Source organism: Variovorax sp. V93 (assembly GCF_041154485.1).
GTDB classification, from domain to species: Bacteria; Pseudomonadota; Gammaproteobacteria; order Burkholderiales; family Burkholderiaceae_C; genus Variovorax; species Variovorax beijingensis_A.
The window spans coordinates 4,365,712-4,387,484 of sequence record NZ_AP028669.1; the positions used below are offsets into that span (position 1 = coordinate 4,365,712).

The 21,773-nt window shown below is 67.0% G+C and carries 25 protein-coding genes and 1 tRNA gene; 16 read left to right on the forward strand and 10 right to left on the reverse strand.

Features of this window, described 5'->3' with window-relative positions:
* Window positions 1–4: 4 nt before the first annotated feature.
* Window positions 5–421 (reverse strand): flagellar basal body rod protein FlgC, encoded by a 417-nt coding sequence (gene flgC / locus ACAM54_RS20660; protein WP_369648797.1) that lies wholly within the window; start codon window positions 419–421, stop codon window positions 5–7.
* A gap of 15 nt (window positions 422–436) precedes the next feature.
* A complete protein-coding gene (gene flgB / locus ACAM54_RS20665) occupies window positions 437–847 on the reverse strand; it encodes a flagellar basal body rod protein FlgB (RefSeq protein ID WP_145740482.1) in 411 nt (136 codons plus the stop codon).
* Between the two features lie 166 nt (window positions 848–1,013).
* Here flgB and flgA point away from each other — a divergent pair, with 166 nt between their 5' ends.
* The 3 genes from flgA (at window position 1,014) to ACAM54_RS20680 (ending at window position 2,558) form a co-directional block, all read left to right on the forward strand.
* Window positions 1,014–1,727 (forward strand): flagellar basal body P-ring formation chaperone FlgA, encoded by a 714-nt coding sequence (flgA, locus tag ACAM54_RS20670; protein ID WP_369648798.1) that lies wholly within the window; start codon window positions 1,014–1,016, stop codon window positions 1,725–1,727.
* 82 nt (window positions 1,728–1,809) lie between these two features.
* Window positions 1,810–2,106: a flagellar biosynthesis anti-sigma factor FlgM gene (gene flgM, locus ACAM54_RS20675; protein WP_145740478.1), complete on the forward strand. Its 297-nt coding sequence runs from the start codon at window positions 1,810–1,812 to the stop codon at window positions 2,104–2,106.
* A 5-nt stretch (window positions 2,107–2,111) separates the two neighbouring features.
* Window positions 2,112–2,558, forward strand: a complete 447-nt coding sequence (locus tag ACAM54_RS20680) for a flagella synthesis protein FlgN (RefSeq protein WP_369648799.1) — start codon at window positions 2,112–2,114, stop codon at window positions 2,556–2,558.
* A 9-nt stretch (window positions 2,559–2,567) separates the two neighbouring features.
* On the opposite strand, the gene ACAM54_RS20685 is transcribed toward ACAM54_RS20680, so the two are convergent.
* Both ACAM54_RS20685 and ACAM54_RS20690 read right to left on the reverse strand, forming a co-directional pair.
* On the reverse strand, window positions 2,568–3,335 hold the full coding sequence (locus tag ACAM54_RS20685) for a Crp/Fnr family transcriptional regulator (protein ID WP_369648800.1): 768 nt from the start codon (window positions 3,333–3,335) through the stop codon (window positions 2,568–2,570).
* Window positions 3,336–3,492: 157 nt separating this feature from the next.
* Window positions 3,493–3,768 carry a hypothetical protein gene (locus ACAM54_RS20690; protein ID WP_369648801.1) on the reverse strand — a complete coding sequence of 92 codons (276 nt, stop codon included), beginning with the start codon at window positions 3,766–3,768 and terminating at the stop codon, window positions 3,493–3,495.
* Window positions 3,769–3,900: 132 nt separating this feature from the next.
* Here ACAM54_RS20690 and hemA point away from each other — a divergent pair, with 132 nt between their 5' ends.
* The 6 genes from hemA (at window position 3,901) to ACAM54_RS20720 (ending at window position 9,516) form a co-directional block, all read left to right on the forward strand.
* Window positions 3,901–5,172, forward strand: a complete 1,272-nt coding sequence (gene hemA / locus ACAM54_RS20695) for a glutamyl-tRNA reductase (RefSeq protein WP_145740471.1) — start codon at window positions 3,901–3,903, stop codon at window positions 5,170–5,172.
* Window positions 5,173–5,273: 101 nt separating this feature from the next.
* Complete coding sequence (gene prfA / locus ACAM54_RS20700; protein ID WP_369648802.1) at window positions 5,274–6,362, forward strand: peptide chain release factor 1; 1,089 nt, start codon at window positions 5,274–5,276, stop codon at window positions 6,360–6,362.
* Window positions 6,359–7,210, forward strand: a complete 852-nt coding sequence (gene prmC / locus ACAM54_RS20705; protein WP_369648803.1) for a peptide chain release factor N(5)-glutamine methyltransferase — start codon at window positions 6,359–6,361, stop codon at window positions 7,208–7,210. Before prfA ends, prmC begins: the two co-directional genes overlap by 4 nt.
* Before the next feature lie 29 nt (window positions 7,211–7,239).
* The gene (gene grxD / locus ACAM54_RS20710) at window positions 7,240–7,572 is read left to right on the forward strand and encodes a Grx4 family monothiol glutaredoxin (protein ID WP_145740465.1); all 333 of its coding nucleotides are present in this window, start codon (window positions 7,240–7,242) and stop codon (window positions 7,570–7,572) included.
* 14 nt (window positions 7,573–7,586) lie between these two features.
* Window positions 7,587–8,087 carry a cupin domain-containing protein gene (locus ACAM54_RS20715; RefSeq protein WP_145740463.1) on the forward strand — a complete coding sequence of 167 codons (501 nt, stop codon included), beginning with the start codon at window positions 7,587–7,589 and terminating at the stop codon, window positions 8,085–8,087.
* 145 nt (window positions 8,088–8,232) lie between these two features.
* Entirely contained in the window at window positions 8,233–9,516 is a 1,284-nt protein-coding gene (locus ACAM54_RS20720; protein WP_369648804.1) for a hemolysin family protein, read from the forward strand.
* Window positions 9,517–9,622: 106 nt separating this feature from the next.
* Here ACAM54_RS20720 and ACAM54_RS20725 read toward each other — a convergent pair whose 3' ends face one another.
* Both ACAM54_RS20725 and ACAM54_RS20730 read right to left on the reverse strand, forming a co-directional pair.
* The gene (locus ACAM54_RS20725; RefSeq protein ID WP_145740459.1) at window positions 9,623–10,297 is read right to left on the reverse strand and encodes a lytic transglycosylase domain-containing protein; all 675 of its coding nucleotides are present in this window, start codon (window positions 10,295–10,297) and stop codon (window positions 9,623–9,625) included.
* A complete protein-coding gene (locus ACAM54_RS20730) occupies window positions 10,294–12,039 on the reverse strand; it encodes a proline--tRNA ligase (protein WP_369648805.1) in 1,746 nt (581 codons plus the stop codon). The genes ACAM54_RS20725 and ACAM54_RS20730 overlap by 4 nt, the downstream gene beginning before the upstream one ends.
* A 145-nt stretch (window positions 12,040–12,184) precedes the next feature.
* Between ACAM54_RS20730 and ACAM54_RS20735 the strand changes: the two genes are divergently transcribed.
* The gene (locus tag ACAM54_RS20735) at window positions 12,185–12,856 is read left to right on the forward strand and encodes an RNA pyrophosphohydrolase (protein ID WP_145740456.1); all 672 of its coding nucleotides are present in this window, start codon (window positions 12,185–12,187) and stop codon (window positions 12,854–12,856) included.
* A gap of 16 nt (window positions 12,857–12,872) precedes the next feature.
* Window positions 12,873–13,403 carry a CNP1-like family protein gene (locus ACAM54_RS20740; protein WP_369648806.1) on the forward strand — a complete coding sequence of 177 codons (531 nt, stop codon included), beginning with the start codon at window positions 12,873–12,875 and terminating at the stop codon, window positions 13,401–13,403.
* A gap of 64 nt (window positions 13,404–13,467) precedes the next feature.
* On the opposite strand, the gene proB is transcribed toward ACAM54_RS20740, so the two are convergent.
* From proB to rplU, 4 genes are all read right to left on the reverse strand, one after another.
* Window positions 13,468–14,607: a glutamate 5-kinase gene (gene proB, locus ACAM54_RS20745; protein ID WP_369648807.1), complete on the reverse strand. Its 1,140-nt coding sequence runs from the start codon at window positions 14,605–14,607 to the stop codon at window positions 13,468–13,470.
* A 37-nt stretch (window positions 14,608–14,644) separates the two neighbouring features.
* Window positions 14,645–15,733, reverse strand: coding sequence for an Obg family GTPase CgtA (gene cgtA, locus ACAM54_RS20750; RefSeq protein ID WP_369648808.1), 1,089 nt, complete (start codon window positions 15,731–15,733; stop codon window positions 14,645–14,647).
* A gap of 70 nt (window positions 15,734–15,803) precedes the next feature.
* A complete protein-coding gene (gene rpmA / locus ACAM54_RS20755) occupies window positions 15,804–16,061 on the reverse strand; it encodes a 50S ribosomal protein L27 (protein WP_015866991.1) in 258 nt (85 codons plus the stop codon).
* Window positions 16,062–16,073: 12 nt separating this feature from the next.
* On the reverse strand, window positions 16,074–16,385 hold the full coding sequence (gene rplU / locus ACAM54_RS20760; protein ID WP_015866992.1) for a 50S ribosomal protein L21: 312 nt from the start codon (window positions 16,383–16,385) through the stop codon (window positions 16,074–16,076).
* 188 nt (window positions 16,386–16,573) lie between these two features.
* On the opposite strand from rplU, the gene ACAM54_RS20765 reads away from it, so the two are divergent.
* From ACAM54_RS20765 to ACAM54_RS20785, 5 genes are all read left to right on the forward strand, one after another.
* The gene (locus tag ACAM54_RS20765) at window positions 16,574–17,566 is read left to right on the forward strand and encodes a polyprenyl synthetase family protein (RefSeq protein ID WP_145740450.1); all 993 of its coding nucleotides are present in this window, start codon (window positions 16,574–16,576) and stop codon (window positions 17,564–17,566) included.
* A 49-nt stretch (window positions 17,567–17,615) separates the two neighbouring features.
* A tRNA-Pro gene (locus ACAM54_RS20770) sits at window positions 17,616–17,692 on the forward strand.
* Window positions 17,693–17,805: 113 nt separating this feature from the next.
* Window positions 17,806–19,539: a type IV-A pilus assembly ATPase PilB gene (pilB, locus tag ACAM54_RS20775; RefSeq protein ID WP_145740448.1), complete on the forward strand. Its 1,734-nt coding sequence runs from the start codon at window positions 17,806–17,808 to the stop codon at window positions 19,537–19,539.
* Window positions 19,540–19,568: 29 nt separating this feature from the next.
* Window positions 19,569–20,798, forward strand: a complete 1,230-nt coding sequence (locus ACAM54_RS20780) for a type II secretion system F family protein (protein WP_369648809.1) — start codon at window positions 19,569–19,571, stop codon at window positions 20,796–20,798.
* The gene (locus ACAM54_RS20785) at window positions 20,798–21,763 is read left to right on the forward strand and encodes an A24 family peptidase (protein ID WP_369648810.1); all 966 of its coding nucleotides are present in this window, start codon (window positions 20,798–20,800) and stop codon (window positions 21,761–21,763) included. The genes ACAM54_RS20780 and ACAM54_RS20785 overlap by 1 nt, the downstream gene beginning before the upstream one ends.
* Window positions 21,764–21,773: the final 10 nt, after the last annotated feature.

Here is a 21,773-nt window from a genome sequence, read left to right on the forward strand (position 1 = left end):
GGGTTTACTGGCCGATGCTCAGCGTCTTGACCATCAGCGTCTTGGCGGTGTTGAGCACCTCGACGTTGGCCTGGTAGCTGCGCGAGGCGGAGATCATGTTGGTCATCTCCTCGACCACGTTGACGTTGGGCATGGCCACGTAGCCCTTGGCATCGGCATGCGGGTTCTTCAGGTCGAAGACCATCTTCAGCGGCGAGGGGTCCTCGATGACGCCGGCCACCTTCACGCCGCCGATGTCCTGCTGGCCCGAGGCAGCCACTTCGAAGACCACCTGCTTGGCGCGGTAGGGCTTGCCGTCGGGGCCGGCCACGCTCTCGGCGTTGGCGAGGTTGCTGGCCGTCACGTTCATGCGCTGCGACTGCGCGGCCATGGCGGAGCCCGCCACGCTGAAGATGTTCATGGATGCGCCGGGATGGGGCATGTGCGGCTCCTCTTCTTATTGCGCCGCGGAGAGCAGCGACTTGATCTTGGCGCCGACCACCGTGAGATTGGCTTCGTAGCGCAGCGCGTTGTCGGCGAAGTTGATGCGCTCGGCATCCATCTCGACCGTGTTGCCGTCGATGCTGGCCTGGCTCGGCACGCGGTACAGCAGGTCGCGCTCGGGCATCGAGGGCAGCGCATCGGCCTGGATGTGGCGCGCCGACGTGGCGGCCATCTGCACCGGCTGCTGCGCCGCGCGGCCGTGCTCGACCGCCTGCGTCAGGCGGCTCGCGAAATCGAAGTCACGCGCCTTGTAGTTGGGCGTGTCGGCGTGGGCGATGTTGGCGGCCAGCACTTCCTGGCGCTGCGTCCGAAGGTTCAGCGCTTCGCGGTTGAAGCGAAGCGCCGCATCCAGCTTGTCGATCATGTGTTTCCATCTTTCGAGGCGTCGCGTCCCTGGCGGGGCATGGCGACAGATGGAAAGCGAGTCTATGCATGCACTGCGTTCGCAATGGCCCGAACAAAGGGGCATTTGGCGTGCACTTCGAATCTTCGGATCGGGTGCGCCTTCCTAGAATTGCCGGGCACCCATCATGGAAAAAATCTCCTGTCGCCCGCACCGCCTGAAGCTCGTGCTGCCAGCCCTGGCGGCGGGGTTGAGTGCGGCGATGTGCGTGGCCGCGGCGCCGCTCGCGGGCGATGCGCGCGCCGCCGTCGACCGGCTGCTGCAGGCCCAGGCCACCGGACTGCCGGGCAAGGTCGCCATCCGCGTCGAGGCGCCGGCATCGGGTCCGCTGCCGGCCTGCGATGCGCTCGAGGCCTTCCTGCCGCGCGGTGCCGCGGCGTGGGGCCGGGTGTCGGTGGGCCTGCGCTGCCATTCGGAGCTGAAGCCCTGGACGCGCTATGTGCTGGCCCATGTCGCGGTCGAGGGGCGCTACCTGGTGGCCGCGCGCAACATCGATACCGGCCAGGCCCTGTCTGCGGGCGACTTCACCGTCCGCGACGGCGATCTCAGCGCGCTGCCGCGCTCGGTCGTGACCGACGCCGCCGAACTGCAGGGCGTGGTGGCCGCCAACCGCATCGCGGCCGGCGCGCCGCTCCGGCGCGAACTGATGCGCGGCGTGGCCGTGATCCAGCAGGGCCAGGCCATCAAGGTCGTTGCCGAAGGCCCGGGCTACGTCGTCAGCACCGAAGCGCGGGCGATGACCAGCGCCAGCGCGGGCGCGGCCGTGCGGGCCAGGACCGTGGACGGCCGCATGGTCAGCGGCGTGGCCGACGGGGAAGGCCAGATCCGCCTGCCGCAGTAGCCGCATTCATGCCCCGATGCGCACTGCCCTAAAGTTCTGGCCCGAACTGCCGATACATCAGGCAGCCCTTTGAGGAACCATCTTGAAAATCGATCCATTCGCCCCTTCGGCCACACCGCTCCCCCGAACGAACAAGGGCGCAGCGTCCTCGCCCGCCAGCGGCACCGATGCCGTCCAGGGCGGCAGGAACGCGGTGAAGCTCTCGTCGGCCCAGGTGCATTCGATGCCCGAGGCGCCCAATTCCGACTTCGATGCGGCGCGCGTTGCCTCGATCCGCGAGGACATCCGGGCCGGGCGCTACGAAATCCACCCCGACCGCATCGCGCGCGGCCTGCTCGCCAGCGTGCGCGACCTGCTCCACGAAAACGGAAAGCTCTGAACGCCATGCTGGTTCACCTGTTGGCCGAAAAAGCCTGTGTCGAGGAATTCCTGTCGGTGCTGGAGCAGGAGGCGCAGGCCATGAAGAACGGCCTCTTTGCCGAGCTGCCCGTGATTACCGGGCGCAAGGCCGGCCTGCTCGACCGCCTGGCGGCACTCGACCAGGCGCGCGAATCGGCCCAGGTGGCGCGGGGTTTCGAGCCCGGGCGCCCGGGTGCCGATGCCGCCGCCGCGGCAGACGGCGAGGCCTCGCTCGCCGCCTGGACAGCGCTGGTCGAACTGGCGCAGCAGGCCAAGGCCAGCAACCGCCGCAACGGTGCCATGGTGTACAGCCAGCTCGATTTCACGCAGAACGCGCTGCACTACCTGCAGGCCGGCGCGCAGCCCTTCTACGGGCCGGACGGCATCCGCAAGGCCGCCAGCGCCGCGGGAACGCGGCTCGCGGTGGGCTGAACCGCGAACCTACTTGCGGGTCTTGCCCGACTTGGGCGGCGCCTCGAACAGCTCCGAGAAGAACGACGGATCCACCCCGCCCGAGTCCTTGGCAGCGCGGCTCGGCTCGGCGGAAGGCAGCTCCTGGAAATCCGACGACGCGAAATGCGGCGGCACATAGACCCCGTGCTCGTCCCTCCTGACCAGGCCGCGGCGTTCCAGGTCCCGCATGGTCTTGTTGACCTGCATCCTGGAAAGCCCCGAATAGGAGGCGATGACCGACTGGGTGATGCGCTTGTCGTAGCCGCCGTCGGTGCCCGGGGCCAGCACGGTGAGTTCGTGCAGGATGCGGCTGATGAGCCGCTCCGACGAAGCCGATGAAATCTGCCGGATCTGCCTGCGCAGCACCGTGGTGCGCTTCATCACCACGTCGAGCAGGCCCATCGTCACGGCCGGATGGCGGTCGCACAGCGCCTTGAATTCCAGCGTGGGCACCAGGTACAGCGAGGTGGGCAATGCCGCCACCAGTGTCGCGCCGGCCTGGTAGCGCTCCTCGATCAGGGCCGAGTTCAGGAAGAAGTCGTCCTGGCGGATGAAGTCGGTCGTGACGTCGCCGCTGTCTTCGCTCCCCTGCACGACCACCCGCAGCAGGCCCGTGGCCACGCAGTAGATGCGGTCGGACCATTCGTCCGCCGCCAGCACGACTTCGTTGCGCCGGTAGGACCGAAGTTCGATGCGCTGGACAAAGGCTGTGCGCTCATCCGGGGGAACGCTGGCAATAAGAGGATGCAAATACATCTGTACCGTCCATGGGCTGCCTTGCCGCATATTGGCTCAAAGCGGCTGCCTGCAACTCTTCCCGCTCTTCAAAATGTGAATATTTACCAGATGAGAGTCATATACTAACAGTCAGTAACATCTGGACACGCGACATCATCGCATGACTTGACGAAAACTACTTGCGCCAGCCGTCCGAAACCAGCCATTGGCTTGTACCGCAGGCGACAACGAGTGCCGCGTAGGTCGCTATCGCGCCGTCGCGGCCCGAAAGGACCACCCCGGCCAGCAACACCAGCGCTCCCACGCCTGAATTGATCGCGCCCTGGGCCCACCATGCCCGGCCGCCCGCCTTGCGCCGGAAGGCCCGGCCCATGAGCGCGCACAGGAAGCCGACGGTCAGCGCGGGCGCCACGAAGTTCAGCAGGTGATTGAGGAGATCCAGCAGGGACATGGGTAGGAATGGGTATCGAGGGCCGCCGGATAAAGCCAAGGGCGCTCGCGGCGCCCTTGTTTTATGTGGAGTTGCATGCGGCCAAGCCCCTCCGCGGCCGCACGGCTGCTGCTGATTTTATAATCAGTGGATATGTCAGTCTGGACCCTCGGGTTGAACCACACGACCGCGCCGCTCGATCTGCGCGGTCGTTTCGCGTTCGCGCTCGATCAGCTGGCACCCACGCTGCAGAGCCTGCGCAGCTCCTTCGCCAGCGGCCGCCATCCGCAGGTCGAGGCCGCGATCATCTCCACCTGCAACCGCACCGAGATCTACTGCGCCGCCGAGCATGCCGCGCTCGACCACACGGTCGGCTGGCTGGCCGAAAGCGGCGGCGTCGCGCCCGCGCTGCTGCGCTCGCATGCCTATACGCTGCACGACGACGAGGCCGCGCGCCACGTCTTCCGCGTAGCCAGCGGGCTCGATTCCATGGTGCTCGGCGAGGCCCAGATCCTCGGCCAGATGAAGGACGCCGTGCGCGCGGCCGAAACCGCCGGCGCACTCGGCAGCACGCTCAACCAGCTGTTCCAGCGTTCCTTCGCGGTCGCGAAAGAGGTGCGCACCGCCACCGAGATCGGCGCGCATTCCATCAGCATGGCCGCGGCGGCCGTCCGGCTGGCCGGCCAGCTGTTCGAAGACCTGCACCAGACGCGCGTGCTGTTCGTCGGCGCGGGCGAAATGATCGACCTGGCCGCCACGCATTTCGCGGCCAAGGACCCGAAGGCCATCGCCATTGCCAACCGCACGCTCGAGCGCGGCGAAAAGCTGGCTTCGCGCTTCGGCGGCGAGGCGATGCGGCTGGCCGACCTGCCGAACCGGCTGGCCGAGTTCGACATCGTGGTGAGCTGCACCGCCAGCACGCTGCCGATCATCGGCCTGGGCGCCGTCGAACGCGCGCTCAAGGCCCGCAAGCACCGCCCGATGTTCATGGTCGACCTGGCCGTGCCGCGCGACATCGAGCCCGAGGTGAAGGCGCTCGAGGATATCTATCTCTATACGGTCGACGACCTCGCCCAGGTGGTGCAGCAGGGCCAGGCCAACCGCCAGGCCGCCGTGGCGCAGGCCGAGGTCATCATCGACGCCGGCGTGCAGAGCTTCATGCACTGGCTGGGCCAGCGCGGCACCGTGCCGCTGATCCAGCAGCTCAATGCCCAGGCCGACGAATGGCGCGCCGCCGAAATGGCCCGCGCGCGCAAGCTGCTGGCCCGGGGCGAGCCGGTCGATGCGGTGCTCGAGGCCCTGTCGCGGGGGCTCACGCAGAAGCTGCTGCACGGCGCCATGGCCGAACTGCACGCGGGCGATGCGGCATCGCGCGAGCACACCGCGCAGACCATCTCGCGCCTGTTCCTGCGCAAAGAGCGTTAGCGACGCTCGCCAGCGGCCCGGCCCCGCGGCCGCGGTCCCCCATGCGCCCTGCCGCGGCACCGCGGCGCCCTTCCCCCATTTTTTTCGAGCTCCTTTCCGCCGTGAAGACCTTTCTGCGCCACCAACTCGAACGCTACGCCGCCCGCCTCGGCGAACTCGATTTCCTGCTTTCGCGCGAAGACATCATGAGCGACATGGCGCAGTACCGCACCATCTCGCGCGAGCATGCCGAGGTCACGCAGATCGCGGGCCGCTACGAGCGCTACAAGCAGCGCGAAGCCGACATCGCCGGTGCGGCCGAAATGCTCGACGACCCCGACATGGCCGAGATGGCGCGCGAAGAAATCGCCGCCGCGCAGGCCGAGCTCGCGCAGCTCGAGGAAGAGCTGCAGCGCCTGCTGCTGCCCAAGGATCCGGACGACGCGCGCAACGCCTTCCTCGAAATCCGCGCCGGCACCGGCGGCGACGAATCGGCCCTGTTCGCGGGCGACCTGCTGCGCATGTACACGCGCTACTGCGAGCGCGCCGGCTGGCGCTGCGAAGTGGTGAGCGAGAGCGAAAGCGAGCTCGGCGGCTACAAGGAAGTGGTGATCCGCATCGCCGGCAACCATGTTTTTGGCCGCCTGCGCTTCGAATCGGGCGGCCACCGCGTGCAGCGCGTGCCGGCCACCGAGACCCAGGGCCGCATCCACACCAGCGCCTGCACCGTCGCCGTGCTGGCCGAGCCCGACGAAACCGTGGCGGTGCAGATCAACCCGGCCGACCTGCGCATCGACACCTACCGCGCGAGCGGCGCCGGCGGCCAGCACATCAACAAGACCGACTCGGCCGTGCGCATCACGCACATTCCAACGGGCATCGTGGCCGAGTGCCAGGACGACCGCAGCCAGCACCGCAACAAGGCCAAGGCGCTGCAGGTGCTCTCCGCGCGCATCCAGGAAAAGGACCGCAGCGAGCGCGCCGCCAAGGACGCCGCCATGCGCAAGGGGCTGATCGGCAGCGGCGACCGCTCCGACCGCATCCGCACCTACAACTTCCCGCAGGGCCGGCTCACCGACCACCGCATCAACCTCACGCTCTACAAGCTGCAGGCCATCATGGAGGGCGACCTCGGCGACGTGCTGGACGCGCTGCGCGCCGCGCGCGAGGCCGAGCAGCTGGCCGAGCTCGAATCGAGCCTGCCGGCATGACGGCCACGGCCACCACGCCGTCCACCGTGGCGCAGGCGCTGGCCGCGGCCGTGGCGCTGGGCATCGACCGGCTCGACGCGCAACTGCTGCTGCTGCATGCGCTCGGCCGCGCGCCGAACGACCGCGCCTGGCTGCTGGCGCACGACACCGACGCCGTTTCCGACGCGGCCTGGTCGGCGCTTTCGACGCAGCTGCCGCGCCGGCTGGCGGGCGAGCCGGTGGCCTACCTGCTCGGCGAAAAGGAATTCCACGGCCTCGGCCTGCAGGTGGACGCGCGGGTGCTGGTGCCGCGCCCCGACACCGAAACGCTGGTCGACTGGGCCCTGCAATGCCTCGAGGGACGCAGCGCCCCGCGCGTGCTCGACCTGGGCACCGGCAGCGGCGCGATCGCGCTGGCGCTGCAGCATGCGCGCCCCGATGCCGAGGTCGATGCGGTCGATGCCAGCGCCGATGCGCTGGCGGTCGCCGAGGCCAATGCGCAGCGCCTGGGCCTGCCGGTGCGCTTTCGCCGGGCCCATTGGCTCGACGGCGCGGCCGGCGGCTATGCGGTCATTGCCAGCAATCCGCCCTACATCGCAGCCGGCGACCCGCACCTGGCGGCGCTGCAGCACGAGCCGCTGGCGGCGCTGGTGGCCGGGCCCGACGGGCTGGCCGACATCCGGCAGATCGTGCAGCAGGCCCCCGCGCACCTTGCGGACGGCGGCTGGCTGCTGCTCGAGCACGGCCACGACCAGGCCGCGGCCGTGCGCCAGCTGCTCCAGGCGCGCGGCTTTGCCGAGGTGCAAAGCCGCGATGACCTTGCCGGCATCCAGCGCTGTTCCGGCGGGATCTGGCGCACGGTGAAATAATCCCCCCAGCCCATTTTTCAGGAGTCCCCATGTCCGACGCCCAGCAACGCATCGACGATCTCGTCAAGTCCAACGACCTCGTGCTCTTCATGAAGGGCAACGCCAGCTTTCCGATGTGCGGCTTCTCCGGCCGCGCGATCCAGATCCTCAAGGCGGTCGGCGTCGACACCAGGACGCTCAAGACCGTCAACGTGCTCGAAGACGACGGCATCCGCCAGGGCATCAAGGAATACAGCAACTGGCCGACGATTCCCCAGCTCTACGTGAAGGGCGAATTCGTCGGCGGCTCGGACATCATGATGGAGATGTACGAGTCGGGCGAGCTGCAGCAGGTGCTGGGCGGCAGCAGCAACGCGGCCTGATTTCCGCGCCCGCCATGAGCCACGACCACGGCCATGACCACGAGGGCAAGGCCGCGCCGGCCTGGAAGCACGACGGCGTGCGCGTGATCGCGGCCAACCAGCTTGACGCCAACACGGCCCAGACGCCCGGCATGAACCGCGCCGCGGCCATCAATTTCGCCCGCGTCGGCGCGCAGAAGCTCTGGGCCGGCACCGTCACCATCCACGCCGACGCCAAGACCGGCGCCCACCACCACGGGCACCTCGAATCGGTGATCTACGTGGTGCGCGGCCGGGCCCGCATGCGCTGGGGCGAGAAGCTCGAGTTCACGGCGGAAGCCGGTCCGGGCGACTTCATCTACGTGCCGCCCTACGTGCCGCACCAGGAAATCAACGCCAGCGCCACCGAGACGCTCGAATGCGTGCTGTGCCGCAGCGACGGCGAGGCGGTTGCGGTGAACCTCGACATCGAACCGGTGGAAAAACCAGAATCGGTGCTGTGGGTCGACCCGACCCATCCGCACGGCGGAATCTAGGCTCTCCCCCAGGCTGCGCGCACTTCGTGTCGCTTCTCCCTCCCCCTTCCGGGGGCAACACCGGCGGCCCGGCAAAGCCGGTTCCGCGGTGTTCGCTGGAATGTGCCCCGGGTCATGGCACCATGGTGCACTTCGCCGTGCCACCATGACTCTCACCCAAAGCCTGCTCATCATCGTCCTGCTGATCGCGATGAGCGCGTTCTTCTCCCTTGCCGAAATCACGCTGGCCGCCTCGCGGCGCCTGCGCCTGCGCCAGATGGCCGACGAGGGCGATGCGCGGGCCGAGCGCGTGCTGCGCGTGCAAGAGCAGCCGGGCCACTACTTCACCGTGGTGCAGATCGGCCTCAATGCGGTGGCGATCCTCGGCGGCGTGGTCGGCGAGGGCTCGCTGAGCCCCTACTTCGCGCGCTTCCTCGAGGGCTGGATGAGCGTGGAGGCCTCGGCAAACGTGGCCTTCCTGTGCTCGTTCGTGATCGTGATCGCGGTGTTCCTGGTGTTTGCCGACCTGTTCCCCAAGCGCCTGGGCATGAGCGACCCCGAACGCATCGCGGTTCGCATGGTGGGCCCGATGATGGTGCTGATCACGGCCTTCAAGCCGCTGGTGTGGTTCTTCACGCGCTCCACCGACATGCTCTTCAAGCTGCTGGGCATGCCGCTGGTGCGCGACGACAAGATCACCTCGGCCGACATCCTGGCCATGACCGAGGCCGGCGCGCGCGCGGGCGTGCTCGCGGTGCGCGAGCAGCAGGTGATCGCCAACGTGTTCGAGCTCGACACCCGGCTGGTCAGCAGCGTGATGACGGTGCGCGACAACATCGCCTGGTTCCTGCACGACGACCCGGAATCGGTGCTGCGGGCGCGCATCGTGGCCGAGCCTTTTTCGGCCTACCCGGTGTGCGACGGCGACATCGACCATGTGCTCGGCTATGTCGACGCCAAGGAGATGTTCCAGCGCGTGCTCAGCGGCCAGCCGCTGGCCTTCGACCAGGGCCTGACGCTGCACAAGGCGCTGGTCGTCCCCGACCGGCTCTCGCTCACCGAGGTGCTCGAGCAGTTCCAGCAGGCGCATGAAGACTTCGCGATCATCGTCAACGAATACAGCCTGGTGGTGGGCGTGATCACGCTCAACGACGTGATGAGCACGGTGATGGGCGACCTCGTGTCCACGCCCGACGAGGAGCAGATCGTGAAGCGCGACGAGAACTCGTGGCTGATCGACGGCGTCACGCCCATCCAGGACGTGCAGCGCGCGCTGCACATCGACGAGATGCCGCATCCGGACGACTACGAAACGCTGGCGGGCTTCCTGATGGTGATGCTGCGGCGCGTGCCCAAACGTACCGACAGCGTGAGCTGGGGCGGCTACACCTTCGAGGTGATGGACGTCGACAGCTACCGCATCGACCAGGTGATGGTGACAAGGACTTAGCTCGCCCCCAGTCTGCGCGCACTTCGTGTCGCTTCGCCAACCCCCTACCGGGGGCAATACCAGCGGCCCGGCAAAGCCGGTTCCGCGGTATTCCTGAAACAGATATTCAGGCTGCCGAGCGGTCCCGCTCGCGTTCTCGCGCCTTGTCGTCGTAGGTCCACAGGCGCTGGTTCGCGAACACGGCATTCGGGTACGGCGCCTTGCCGCGGCTGCCGTTGTAGCGCCCGAGGGTCATGTACAGGTCGCCGTTCTCGCGGTCGAGGTAGTGGCGCAGGATCACGCAGCCGAAGCGCAGGTTGGTCTGCATGTGGAACAGCTTGGCCGGGTCGCTGTCGCCGATCACGCGGGTCCAGAACGGCATGACCTGCATGTAGCCGCGCGCACCGGCGCTGGACACCGCGAACTTGCGGAAGTTGCTCTCGACCTGGATCAGCCCGAGCACCAGGCTCACGTCCAGGCCCGAGCGCTTGGCTTCATACCAGACGGTCTGCAGGAATTCCTTGCGCGTGGGCCAGTCGGCAATCTTCTTCTTGAGGCGCTCGCTCATCTCGCCCAGCCATCGCAGGTAGGTCAGGCGGGCCTCGGTGTTCGAGAACTCGGGCACCGGCGGCGCCTTGTTGTGCACGGCCGAACTCAGCGCGGTGCGCACCGAGTCGATCAGCGGCTCCTCGATCTGTGCGCCGGCGCGCGCAGCCTGCGGCAGCGACAGCGCCGCCAGGGCGCCCGCCGCCGCCGCGCCACCCAGGCACTGGCGCCGCGAGAGGCCGCCCTGCAGGCTCATTTCGCGAGCTTGCCGGTGATGAATTCGGCGATGCCGGCCGCGGGCACCTTGGTGGCTGCCGTGTCGCGGCGATGCTGGTATTCGAGCTGGCCTTCCTTCAGGCCGCGGTCGGAGATGACCACGCGGTGCGGCACGCCGATCAGCTCCCAGTCGGCAAACATCGCGCCCGGGCGCTCGCCGCGGTCGTCCAGCAGCACGTCGACGCCGGCCGCGAGCAGCTGCTCGTACAGCGCCTCGGCCGCCACCTTGACGTCGGGGCTGCGGTCCATGCCGATCGGGCAGACCACCACCGTGAACGGCGCCAGTGCGTCGGGCCAGATGATGCCGCGCTCGTCGTGGTTCTGCTCGATGGCGGCGGCCGGCAGGCGCGTGATGCCAATGCCGTAGCAGCCCATCTCGAGGAACTGCGGCTTGCCGGCTTCGTCGAGGTAGGTGGCGTTCATGTCCTTGCTGTACTTGGTGCCGAGCACGAACACGTGGCCCACCTCGATGCCGCGCTCGATCGCGAGCACGCCCTTGCCGTCGGGCGAGGCATCGCCCGCCACCACGTTGCGCAGGTCGGCCACCAGTTCGGGCTCGGGCAGGTCGCGGCCCCAGTTGACGCCGGTCATGTGGAAGTCGATCTCGTTGGCGCCGGCGATCCAGTCGGCCATGACCACGACTTCGCGGTCGACCACGAGCCTGACGGGCTTCTTGAGGTTCAGCGGGCCAAGGTAGCCGGGCTTGCAGCCGAAGTGGTCCTCGATCTCGGCCAGCGTCGCGAACCGGAAGCCCTTGTCCAGGCCCGGCACCTTGCCGACCTTGATCTCGTTCATGTCGTGGTCGCCGCGCAAGAGCAGCAGCCAGACCTGCGCACCCTTGGGGTTGCCGGCCTCGTCGAGGATGTCGGTGGCCAGCACCAGCGACTTGACGGTGGTCGAGAGCGGCACGCCGAGCAGTTCGGCCACGGCCGCGCAGGTGCTCTTGCCGGGCGTGGGCGTCTTCTCGAGCGCCTTGGCGGCCGCGGGGCGCGGCCCGGCCGGAGCAAGCGCCTCGGCCTTTTCCATGTTGGCCGCGTAGTCGCTGCCGGGGCAGTAGACGATGGCGTCTTCGCCGGTGGCGGCAATCACCTGGAACTCTTCGCTCAGGTCGCCGCCGATGGCGCCGCTGTCGGCCGCCACGGCGCGGTAGCGCAGGCCGAAGCGGTCGAAGATGCGGCGGTAGGCATCGGCCATGACCTGGTAGCTGGCCTTGGCGGCATCCAGGTCGCGGTCGAAGCTGTAGGCGTCCTTCATGATGAATTCGCGCCCGCGCATCAGGCCGAAGCGCGGACGGCGCTCGTCGCGGAACTTGGTCTGGATCTGGTAGAAATTCTTCGGCAGCTGCTTGTAGCTGCGGATTTCCTGGCGCGCGATATCGGTCACCACCTCTTCGCTCGTGGGCTGGACCACGAAGTCGCGGTCGTGCCGGTCCTTGATGCGCAGCAGTTCGGGGCCCATCTTGTCGAAGCGGCCGGTCTCCTGCCAGAACTCGGCCGGCTGCACCACGGGCATCGTGAGTTCGACCGCGCCGGCGCGGTTCATTTCCTCGCGCACGATCGCCTCGACCTTGCGGATCACGCGCAGCCCCATCGGCATGTAGGTGTAGATGCCCGTGCCGAGCTTCTTGATCATGCCCGCGCGCATCATGAGCCGATGGCTCGCGACCTCGGCGTCAGCGGGCGCTTCCTTGAGGGTGGAGACAAAAAATCGGGAAGCTTTCATCGGGATCGGCTGGTGGATTCGAAGATCGTGGGGAAGACGGATGCCGGCGGAGAGACCACCGGGAACCCGCGGGCCTCGAACTGGCCGCTTGCCGAGTGCAACCCGGCATGCATAATCGACTCAGTTCAAAAATTGGGGTTTGATTATGCTCGACCGGGACGGCTTCAGGCCCAACGTCGGCATCATCCTGCTCAACCAGAGAAACCAGGTTTTCTGGGGCAAACGCATACGCACGCATTCCTGGCAGTTTCCGCAAGGCGGCATCGACCGCGGCGAAAGTCCCGAGCAGGCCATGTTCCGGGAACTGCACGAGGAAGTCGGACTCCATCCGGAGCACGTGCGCATCGTGGCCCGTACCCGTGACTGGTTGCGCTACGAGGTGCCGGATCGGTTCATTCGCCGTGACGCACGGGGCCACTACAAGGGCCAGAAGCAAATCTGGTATTTGCTGCAATTGATCGGTCACGACTGGGATCTGAACCTGCGCGCGACCGACCACCCCGAATTCGACGCCTGGCGATGGCACGACTACTGGGTGCCGCTCGATGTGGTCGTCGAATTCAAACGCGGCGTCTACGAGATGGCACTGACCGAGCTTGCTCGCTACCTGCCGCGGCAGGATTTCCGCAACCGCTTCCTGCGCAGCAACGTGCGCGCCCGGGAGTTCGAGCGCCACATGCCCGATGGCGGCGCGCCCGCGGGGCTGGACCTGCCGCCCGGCGGCAGTTTCGACCCGCATCCCGACATTACTTCTGCGAGCGATGACCCTTCCCCTCCTCTCCCCCACAAAGCGCCCTTCCTTCCATCGCAGCGCTGAGGGCACCCTGCTCGCCGTGTGCCTGGCCCTGCTGGCCGGATGCGCATCGGGCCCGCACGACACCAGCAATCCCGACTGGGCGCAGGCCGGCATGCCGCCGCCGCCCAAGCGCTACGAAACCGATGCCGAATGGAAGGAAAGCGAAGCGCCGCCGCCGCCGGCCTTCGACGTCAAGCGCCTCGAGCCAATCGCGATGCCGCCCTACATGTCGCTGAAGTTCGGCGTCGATCCGGCCACCATCACAATCACCGGCGACGGTGTGGTGCGCTACGTGGTGGTCGCAACCGGCCGCAGCGGCGGGGACGCGGCGCTGAACGCCTTCTACGAAGGCGTGCGCTGCTCGACTGACGAGGTGAAGAGCTACGCGCGATACAACAACGGCGCCTGGAGCAAGGTCGAACGATCCGAGTGGAAGAGCTTCCGCGACCTGAACTCGAGCTACGCCAAGCAGTTGGCGCAGCAGGGCCTGTGCCGCGGCCATGCGCCCCGGGTCTCGGTCAAGGACATGGTCACGAACATGCGGGACCCGGCGCGCCAGCTGCAATAAGGCCGGCTGCAGGCGGTGTTCGAACGGGGCCTCGAAAGGGCCCCGTTTCCATTTGAGCCCGGCCTCAGCCGCGCATCAGCACCATGTTGTCGCGGTGGACCATTTCCGGCTCCGCCACATAGCCGAGCAGCCGCTCGAACTCCGACGAGGGCTTGCGGCACAGCAGCCGGGCCTCGACGCTCGAGTAATTGGCCAGGCCGCGGGCCAGCTCCACGCCATCGGTATCGCGCACGGCGATCACGTCGCCGCGTGAAAACTCGCCCGAAACACCGGTCATGCCGATCGGCAGCAGGCTCTTGCCCTCGGCGCGCACCTTGGCGGCCGCACCGGCATCGACGGTGACCGCGCCGCGCAGCTGCAGGTGGTCCGCCATCCAGCGCTTGCGCGCCTGGTGCTTGGCCGTCTGAGCCACCAGCAGCGTGCCGATGGATTCGCCGCCAACGAGGCGCAGCAGCGCATCGGGTTCTCGGCCCCAGGCGATCACGGTGGAGGCGCCCGAGCCGGCCGCGCGCTTGGCCGCAAGGATCTTGGTGATCATGCCGCCGCGGCCGAGGCTGGAGCCCGCCCCGCCCGCCATGGCTTCGAGCGCGGGGTCGCCGGCCGCCGCCTCGTGCACGAACTTCGCGTCCGGGTCCTTGCGCGGGTCGGCCGTGTAGAGGCCCTTCTGGTCCGTGAGGATCACCAGCGCATCGGCTTCGACCAGGTTGGCCACCAGCGCGCCCAGCGTGTCGTTGTCGCCGAACTTGATCTCGTCGTTGACGACCGTGTCGTTCTCGTTGATGACCGGCACCACGCCCAGCCCGAGCAGCGTGACGAGGGTCGAGCGCGCATTGAGATAGCGCTCGCGGTCGGCCAGGTCGGCATGGGTCAGCAGCACCTGGGCGCTACCGATCCGGTTCTCGCGCAGCTTGGTCTCGTACATCTGGGCCAAGCCCATCTGCCCGACGGCCGCGGCGGCCTGCAGTTCATGCACCTCGTGCGGCCGCGTGCGCCAGCCCAGGCGCTTCATGCCTTCGGCAATGGCGCCGCTGGACACCATCACGACCTCGCGGCCGCCCTGCACCAGCACCGCCAGCTGCCGGCACCATTCGCCGATCGCCGCCTCGTCGAGGCCGCGCCCCTCGTTGGTCACGAGGCTGGAGCCCACCTTGACGACGATACGGCGGGCATCCCGCAAGGCAGTGGATCCGGAGTTCGAGGTCATGGGAGGCGTGGCGGTCGTGAATGCGGCGTGCGGAGCGTCAGGAGGAGGAAGACGAGGGATCGGGCGGCAGCTCGACGAAGCGCGGATCGACCTCGACCGGCACGTGTTCCGCCGCCTGCTGCGCCTTGACCTGCTGGTACACGGCCTGCACCAGGTGCTCGCAGCCTTCGCGCGTGAGTGCGGAGATCTCGAACACCGGGCCCTTGAAGCGCAGGCGCTTGACGAAGTCCTTCACGCGCGCGGCGCGCTCGTCCGCGGGCACCATGTCGAGCTTGTTCAGCACCAGCCAGCGCGGCTTTTCATAGAGCGCGGCGTCGTACTTCTTGAGCTCGCCGACGATGGCCTTGGCCTGCGCAACCGGATCAACGCTGTCGTCGAACGGCGCCATGTCGATCACGTGCAGCAAGAGCCGCGTGCGCTGCAAGTGGCGCAGGAACAGGTGGCCGAGGCCCGCACCTTCGGATGCGCCCTCGATCAGGCCCGGCAGGTCGGCCACCACGAAGCTCTGCTCCGGGCCGACGCGCACGACACCGAGGTTCGGGTGCAGCGTGGTGAAGGGATAGTCGGCAATGCGCGGGCGCGCGTTCGAGATGGCGCTGATCAGGGTCGACTTGCCCGCATTCGGCATGCCCAGCAGGCCGACATCGGCGAGCACCTTGAGCTCGAGCTTGAGGCTCTTCTTCTCGCCCGGCCAGCCCGGGGTCTTCTGGCGCGGCGCGCGGTTGATGGCGCTCTTGAAGCGCATGTTGCCGAAGCCGCCGTCGCCGCCCTTGGCGATGGTGACGACCTCGCCTTCCTTCAGCAGTTCGTACAGCACCTCGCCGGTTTCGGCGTCGCTGATGATGGTGCCGACCGGCATCTTCAGCAGGATGTCGTCGCCCGCGGCGCCGAACATGTCGGAGCCCATGCCGTGCTCGCCGCGCTTGGCCTCGTGGCGGCGCGAATAGCGGAAGTCGACCAGAGTGTTGAGGTTGGAATCGGCCACCGCGTAGACATGGCCGCCGCGGCCGCCGTCGCCGCCGTTGGGGCCGCCGAATTCCTTGTATTTTTCATGACGGAACGACACGCAGCCGTTGCCGCCATCGCCCGCGGCGATGTCGATGAAGGCTTCGTCGACGAACTTCATGGGGTATCCAGTGTACAAATGAAGAAGCCCCGACAAAGCGGGGCTTCGAGCTGATCGAAGTGACTCGGGCTTATGCCGGGGTCACGTTGACCATGTGCTTGTTCAGTGCGCCCTTGACACCGAACGACACGTGGCCGTCAACCAGTGCAAACAGCGTGTGGTCCTTGCCCACGCCGACGTTCACGCCGGGGTGGAACTGGGTGCCGCGCTGGCGCACGATGATCGAGCCTGCGCTGATCAGTTCGCCGCCGAAGGCCTTCACACCGAGCATCTTGGGCTTGGAATCGCGCCCGTTTCGCGTTGAGCCGCCGCCTTTTTTCTGTGCCATGGAATCTGCTCCTTAGCCGGCGATCGCGCCGATTTGCAGTTCCGTGAACTGCTGGCGATGGCCTTGACGTTTCTGATAGTGCTTGCGACGGCGCATCTTGAAGATGCCGACCTTGTCGTGCTTGCCGTGCGACAGTACCGTGACTGTCACCGTTGCGCCGGACACCAGGGGCGTACCGATCTTGATTTCGCTGCCGTTGCCGACTGCAAGAACCTGATCGATCACGATTTCCTGGCCTACATCCGCAGCAATCTGTTCTACTTTAATTTTTTCGCCGGAAGCAACGCGATACTGCTTGCCGCCGGTTTTTATGACCGCGTACATGTGAACCTCTTAAGGAATGAGCTCTACGGCGAATTCCGCAGAGCCCTAGATTCTAGCACGGTTTGCACGCGCTAACATGGTTCGGGCCGGAGAGCCGCCGGGACGGCGCGCGCTCCTCCCTATAATCTGCGCCTTCCGGCCTTGTGCCGCTGCCACTTTCGCATTCAGACGCGCCGCGCGCAAACGCCTTGCCAGTTCACGCCGCCGATACCTCCCCCACCGCCACCGTGCTGGATTTGATCGCCGGCGACATGGTCGAAGTCGACCGTGTGATCGCGCAGCGCCTCGACACGGGCGTGCCTCTGGTCAGCCAGGTGTCGAAGTACATCATCTCGGCCGGCGGCAAACGCCTGCGCCCGGCGCTGCTGCTGCTCATGTCGGGCGCGCTCGGCTACACGGGCGAGCAGCGCTTCAACCTGGCGGCGGTGGTGGAGTTCATCCACACGGCCACGCTGCTGCATGACGACGTCGTCGACGAATCGACCCTGCGGCGCGGGCGCCCGACGGCCAACGAATCGTTCGGCAACCCGGCCAGCGTGCTGGTCGGCGACTTCCTCTATTCGCGCGCCTTCCAGATGATGTTGGATGCAAACAACATGCGCATCATGCAGATCCTGGCCGAGGCGACCAACGTGATCGCGGAAGGCGAAGTGCTCCAGCTGATGAACATGCACGACGCGACGCTGGACGAATCCGCCTACCTGCGCGTGATCCGCTCCAAGACCGCCAAGCTTTTCGAGGCCAGCACGCGGCTCGCCGCCGTGCTGGCGGGCGCCACGCCCGAGGTCGAGGAAGCCTGCGCCACCTACGGCCAGGCCCTGGGCACGGCCTTCCAGGTGATCGACGACGTGCTCGACTACGCCGGCGACGCGCACGAAACGGGAAAGAACGTGGGCGACGACCTGCGCGAAGGAAAAACCACGCTGCCGCTGATCTTCGCCATGCGGCGCGGCAGCCCCGCGCAGGCCGCGCTGGTGCGTGCGGCCATCGAGGCCGGCGACACCGCCCAGCTGGGCAAGATCGTCGAAATCGTCCACGCCACCGGCGCCCTGGAAGCCTCGCGCGCTGCCGCGGCCGACGAGGCAAAACGCGCAATTCACGCATTGCGCGACTTTCCGTCCAATTTGCATGCCGACGGTTTGCTACAATTGGCGGCTCAGTTGCTTGAGCGACGTGCCTGAACACCTCACAAGAGTTGGCAAGGACGAATTCTCTTTTTTTGCAACCAATCGGGGTGTAGCTTAGCCTGGTAGAGCGCTACGTTCGGGACGTAGAGGCCGGAGGTTCGAATCCTCTCACCCCGACCAGCCTTTGGCTGGCACAAATAATGCCCGTGCCTGTTGCTGCGTAGCGATTTACAGGGACGGGTGGTTCAGCGATGATCGTGAAGCACTTTTTCACATCTCTTGCAATTCGCTGAATGGCTGCTGCCGAACTTCCTGTTAAAGAAAACACGCAAATCGCCCTCCCGGGCCTTGCGCGTGCCTTGGTCTCTGCTGGCAAGCTTCCGGCGAAGACCGCGGAAGATATCTACCAGAAGTCGCTGAACGGCCGCACCAGCTTCATTGCCGAGCTGACCGGCAGCGGCGCCGTCTCGGCCGCCGACCTCGCCCACACGCTGTCCAGCGCCTTCGGTGCGCCGCTGCTGGACCTGGACGCCATCGATCACCAGCGCCTGCCCAAGGACCTGCTCGACCCGAAGCTGTGCCACGCCTACCGGATCGTGGTTCTCAGCAAGCGCAACAACCGCCTCATCGTTGCAACGGCCGACCCTTCGGACCAGCAGGCGGTGGAAAAGATCAAGTTCGCCTCCCAGATGGGTGTGGACTGGGTCATTGCCGAGTACGACAAGCTGTCGCGCATGATCGAGGCCGCAGCAGTCACCGCAGCGGAATCCATCAACAGCATCGTCGGTGCCGAGTTCGAGTTCGACGACGTCACCGCGGACACTTCGGGCGATGCCAACGAACAGGCCATCGCCGAGGTCGAGGACGCGCCAGTCGTGCGCTTCCTGCACAAGATGCTGCTCGACGGCGTCAGCATGCGGGCCTCGGACATCCACTTCGAGCCCTACGAGCACAACTACCGGGTGCGCTTTCGCATCGACGGCGAGCTGCGCGAGATCGCGAGCCCGCCCACGCTCATCAAGGACAAGCTGGCCTCGCGGATCAAGGTCATTTCACGGCTCGACATTTCCGAGAAGCGCGTGCCGCAGGACGGCCGCATGAAGCTCAAGATCGGGCCCGACCGCGTCATCGACTTCCGCGTCAGCACGCTGCCCACGCTGTTCGGCGAGAAGATCGTGATCCGTATCCTCGACCCGAGCAGCGCGCGCCTGGGCATCGACGCCCTGGGCTACGACGCCGACGAAAAGGAGCGCCTGCTGCATGCGATCAGCCGCCCCTACGGCATGGTGCTGGTCACGGGCCCCACCGGTTCGGGCAAGACGGTGTCGCTCTACACCTGCCTGAACCTGCTGAACCAGCCGGGCGTCAACATCGCGACGGCGGAAGACCCCTCTGAAATCAACCTGCCGGGCGTCAACCAGGTGAACGTCAACGAGCGCGCCGGACTCACCTTCGCGGCGGCGCTGCGCGCCTTCCTGCGGCAGGATCCCGACATCATCATGGTCGGCGAAATCCGCGACCTCGAAACCGCCGACATCTCGATCAAGGCCGCGCAAACGGGCCACCTGGTGCTCTCGACGCTGCACACCAACGACGCGCCGACCACGCTCACGCGCATGCGCAACATGGGCATTGCGCCGTTCAACATCGCCTCCAGCGTGATCCTGATCACGGCGCAGCGGCTCGCGCGGCGCCTGTGCCACATGTGCCGCGCGCCGGCCGACGTGCCGCGCCAGGCGCTGCTCGACGCGGGCTTCAAGGAAGAACAGCTTGACGGTACCTGGAAGCCCTACCGGCCGGTCGGCTGCGCGGCGTGCAGCAATGGCTACAAGGGCCGGGTCGGCATCTACCAGGTGATGCCGATCTCGGAGGCGATCCAGGCCATCATCCTGCGCGACGGCAGCGCACAGGACATCGCGCGACAGTCCGAGGCCGAGGGCGTGCGCTCGCTGCGGCAGTCTGGCCTGAGAAAAGTCATGCAAGGGCTCACCTCACTCGAAGAAGTGGTGGCGGTCACGAACGAATAACGAACACACTGCAAGAAATCGGAGATCGAATGGCAACAGTGGCATCCACCCGCACCTCGAACACGCTCAAGGAATTTGTCTACGAGTGGGAGGGCAAGGACCGCAACGGCAAGCTGGTGCGCGGCGAGCTCCGGGCCGCCGGCGAGAACCAGGTGCAGGCCGCCCTGCGGCGCCAGGGGGTCCTCGCGTCCAAGATCAAGAAGCGCCGCATGCGCTCGGGCAAGACCATCAAGCCCAAGGACATCGCGATCTTCACGCGCCAGCTCGCAACCATGATGAAGGCCGGCGTGCCGTTGCTGCAGTCGTTCGACATCGTGGGCCGCGGCAACGCGAACCCGAGCGTGGCCAAGCTGCTCAACGACATCCGCAGCGACGTGGAGACCGGCACCTCGCTGTCATCCGCCTTCCGGAAGTTTCCGAAGTACTTCGACAACCTCTACTGCAACCTGGTGGAAGCCGGCGAAGCGGCCGGTATCCTGGAAGACCTGCTGGACCGGCTGGCCACCTACATGGAGAAGACCGAGGCGATCAAGTCGAAGATCAAGTCGGCCCTGATGTATCCCACCTCCGTGGTGGTGGTCGCGTTCGTGGTGGTGGCCATCATCATGATCTTCGTGATCCCGGCCTTCAAGCAGGTGTTCACCTCGTTCGGCGCCGACCTGCCCGCGCCCACGCTGTTCGTGATGGCGATGAGCGAATTCTTCGTCTCCTACTGGTGGCTGATCTTCGGCGTGATCGGCGGCGGCACCTACTTCTTCCTGCAGGCCTGGAAGCGCAACGAACGCGTGCAGCGGGTCATGGACCGTGCGCTGCTGCGCGTGCCGATCTTCGGCACGCTGATCGAGAAGTCGTGCGTGGCCCGCTGGACCCGCACCCTTGCCACCATGTTCGCCGCCGGCGTTCCGCTGGTCGAGGCGCTCGACTCGGTGGGCGGCGCCTCGGGCAACACCGTCTACGGCGACGCCACGGCCAAGATCCAGCAGGAGGTCTCGACCGGCACGAGCCTCACGACGGCCATGACCAACGTCAACCTGTTCCCTTCGATGGTGATCCAGATGACCGCGATCGGCGAGGAGTCCGGCTCGATCGACCACATGCTCGGCAAGGCCGCCGACTTCTACGAGTCCGAGGTGGACGACATGGTGGCCGGCCTGTCGAGCCTGATGGAGCCCATCATCATCGTGTTCCTGGGCGTGATCATCGGCGGCATCGTGGTGTCGATGTACCTGCCGATCTTCAAGTTGGGCCAGGTCGTTTGATGCTGGTGTCGCAGGAGTTCGACGCCGCGTTTGCCGGCGTCCTCGGGTTGCTGGTCGGCAGTTTTCTCAACGTGGTGATCTACCGCACCCCCGTCATGATGTACCGGAGCTGGCTGGCCGACGCGGTGGCCAACCTGATGTCGTCCAAGGACGTTCCGTCGCTCTGGTCGCTGGTGTTCGGGCCGAAGGCGCAGCCCCCGGCCGGGCTCGAGGCCGCGGCGGACAAGGCGGCCGTGGCCATCGAGGCGCTGCCGCCGTTCGATCTGACCCGGCCTGCCTCGCGCTGCGGCGCCTGCGGCCACGGGATCCGCTGGTACCAGAACATTCCGGTGCTGAGCTACCTGGTGCTGCGGGGCCGCTGCGCCGCCTGCGGCACGCCGATCAGCCCGCGCTATCCGCTGGTCGAACTGGTGACCGGCGCGCTGTTCGCGCTGTGCGCCTACCGCTTCGGCCTCACGCCCACCGGCGCGCTCTGGGCGGCGTTCGCGGCGTTCCTGGTCTGCCAGTTCCTGATCGACTTCGACACCCAGTTCCTGCCCGACGCGCTCAACTATCCGCTGCTCTGGCTCGGGCTCGTCGGCGCGGCCATGGGCTGGACCGGCACCGCGCTGAGCTCGGCGGTCTGGGGCGTCGTGTTCGGCTACCTGAGCCTGTGGCTTGTGTACCATGGCTATCGCCTGGCCACGGGCAAGGAAGGCATGGGATATGGCGACTTCAAACTGCTGGCGGCGCTCGGCGCCTGGCTCGGGGCCGACTACCTCATTGCCATCATCCTCGTCTCATCGCTGGTGGGCGCCGTGATCGGCCTCACGCTGCGTTTTGTCGGGAAGCTGGCGCACAAGGACATTCCCATGGCCTTCGGCCCCTTTTTGGCCGGTGCCGGCCTGGTCTGCCTGGTGGCGGGCCCGGAGCTCGTGAGGCAATGGATTCCCTTCGCCTTCCCGCTCGGCGCATTCGCCCGCTGAGGAGCGCGTG

Excerpts from the sequence above, each read along its gene's own strand:
- cgtA (WP_369648808.1), bottom strand. The coding sequence starts at position 15,733 with ATGAAGTTCGTCGACGAAGCCTTCATCGACATCGCCGCGGGCGATGGC.
- grxD (WP_145740465.1), top strand. The coding sequence starts at position 7,240 with ATGTCCGACGCCCAGCAACGCATCGACGATCTCGTCAAGTCCAACGAC.
- ACAM54_RS20680 (WP_369648799.1), top strand. The coding sequence starts at position 2,112 with ATGCTGGTTCACCTGTTGGCCGAAAAAGCCTGTGTCGAGGAATTCCTG.
- prmC (WP_369648803.1), top strand. The coding sequence starts at position 6,359 with ATGACGGCCACGGCCACCACGCCGTCCACCGTGGCGCAGGCGCTGGCC.
- ACAM54_RS20720 (WP_369648804.1), top strand. The coding sequence starts at position 8,233 with ATGACTCTCACCCAAAGCCTGCTCATCATCGTCCTGCTGATCGCGATG.
- ACAM54_RS20730 (WP_369648805.1), bottom strand. The coding sequence starts at position 12,039 with ATGAAAGCTTCCCGATTTTTTGTCTCCACCCTCAAGGAAGCGCCCGCT.
- flgA (WP_369648798.1), top strand. The coding sequence starts at position 1,014 with ATGGAAAAAATCTCCTGTCGCCCGCACCGCCTGAAGCTCGTGCTGCCA.
- rplU (WP_015866992.1), bottom strand. The coding sequence starts at position 16,385 with ATGTACGCGGTCATAAAAACCGGCGGCAAGCAGTATCGCGTTGCTTCC.
- flgB (WP_145740482.1), bottom strand. The coding sequence starts at position 847 with ATGATCGACAAGCTGGATGCGGCGCTTCGCTTCAACCGCGAAGCGCTG.
- ACAM54_RS20780 (WP_369648809.1), top strand. The coding sequence starts at position 19,569 with ATGGCAACAGTGGCATCCACCCGCACCTCGAACACGCTCAAGGAATTT.
- flgC (WP_369648797.1), bottom strand. The coding sequence starts at position 421 with ATGCCCCATCCCGGCGCATCCATGAACATCTTCAGCGTGGCGGGCTCC.
- ACAM54_RS20785 (WP_369648810.1), top strand. The coding sequence starts at position 20,798 with ATGCTGGTGTCGCAGGAGTTCGACGCCGCGTTTGCCGGCGTCCTCGGG.
- ACAM54_RS20715 (WP_145740463.1), top strand. The coding sequence starts at position 7,587 with ATGAGCCACGACCACGGCCATGACCACGAGGGCAAGGCCGCGCCGGCC.
- hemA (WP_145740471.1), top strand. The coding sequence starts at position 3,901 with ATGTCAGTCTGGACCCTCGGGTTGAACCACACGACCGCGCCGCTCGAT.
- ACAM54_RS20725 (WP_145740459.1), bottom strand. The coding sequence starts at position 10,297 with ATGAGCCTGCAGGGCGGCCTCTCGCGGCGCCAGTGCCTGGGTGGCGCG.
- ACAM54_RS20685 (WP_369648800.1), bottom strand. The coding sequence starts at position 3,335 with ATGTATTTGCATCCTCTTATTGCCAGCGTTCCCCCGGATGAGCGCACA.
- pilB (WP_145740448.1), top strand. The coding sequence starts at position 17,806 with ATGGCTGCTGCCGAACTTCCTGTTAAAGAAAACACGCAAATCGCCCTC.
- ACAM54_RS20735 (WP_145740456.1), top strand. The coding sequence starts at position 12,185 with ATGCTCGACCGGGACGGCTTCAGGCCCAACGTCGGCATCATCCTGCTC.
- rpmA (WP_015866991.1), bottom strand. The coding sequence starts at position 16,061 with ATGGCACAGAAAAAAGGCGGCGGCTCAACGCGAAACGGGCGCGATTCC.
- proB (WP_369648807.1), bottom strand. The coding sequence starts at position 14,607 with ATGACCTCGAACTCCGGATCCACTGCCTTGCGGGATGCCCGCCGTATC.
- ACAM54_RS20690 (WP_369648801.1), bottom strand. The coding sequence starts at position 3,768 with ATGTCCCTGCTGGATCTCCTCAATCACCTGCTGAACTTCGTGGCGCCC.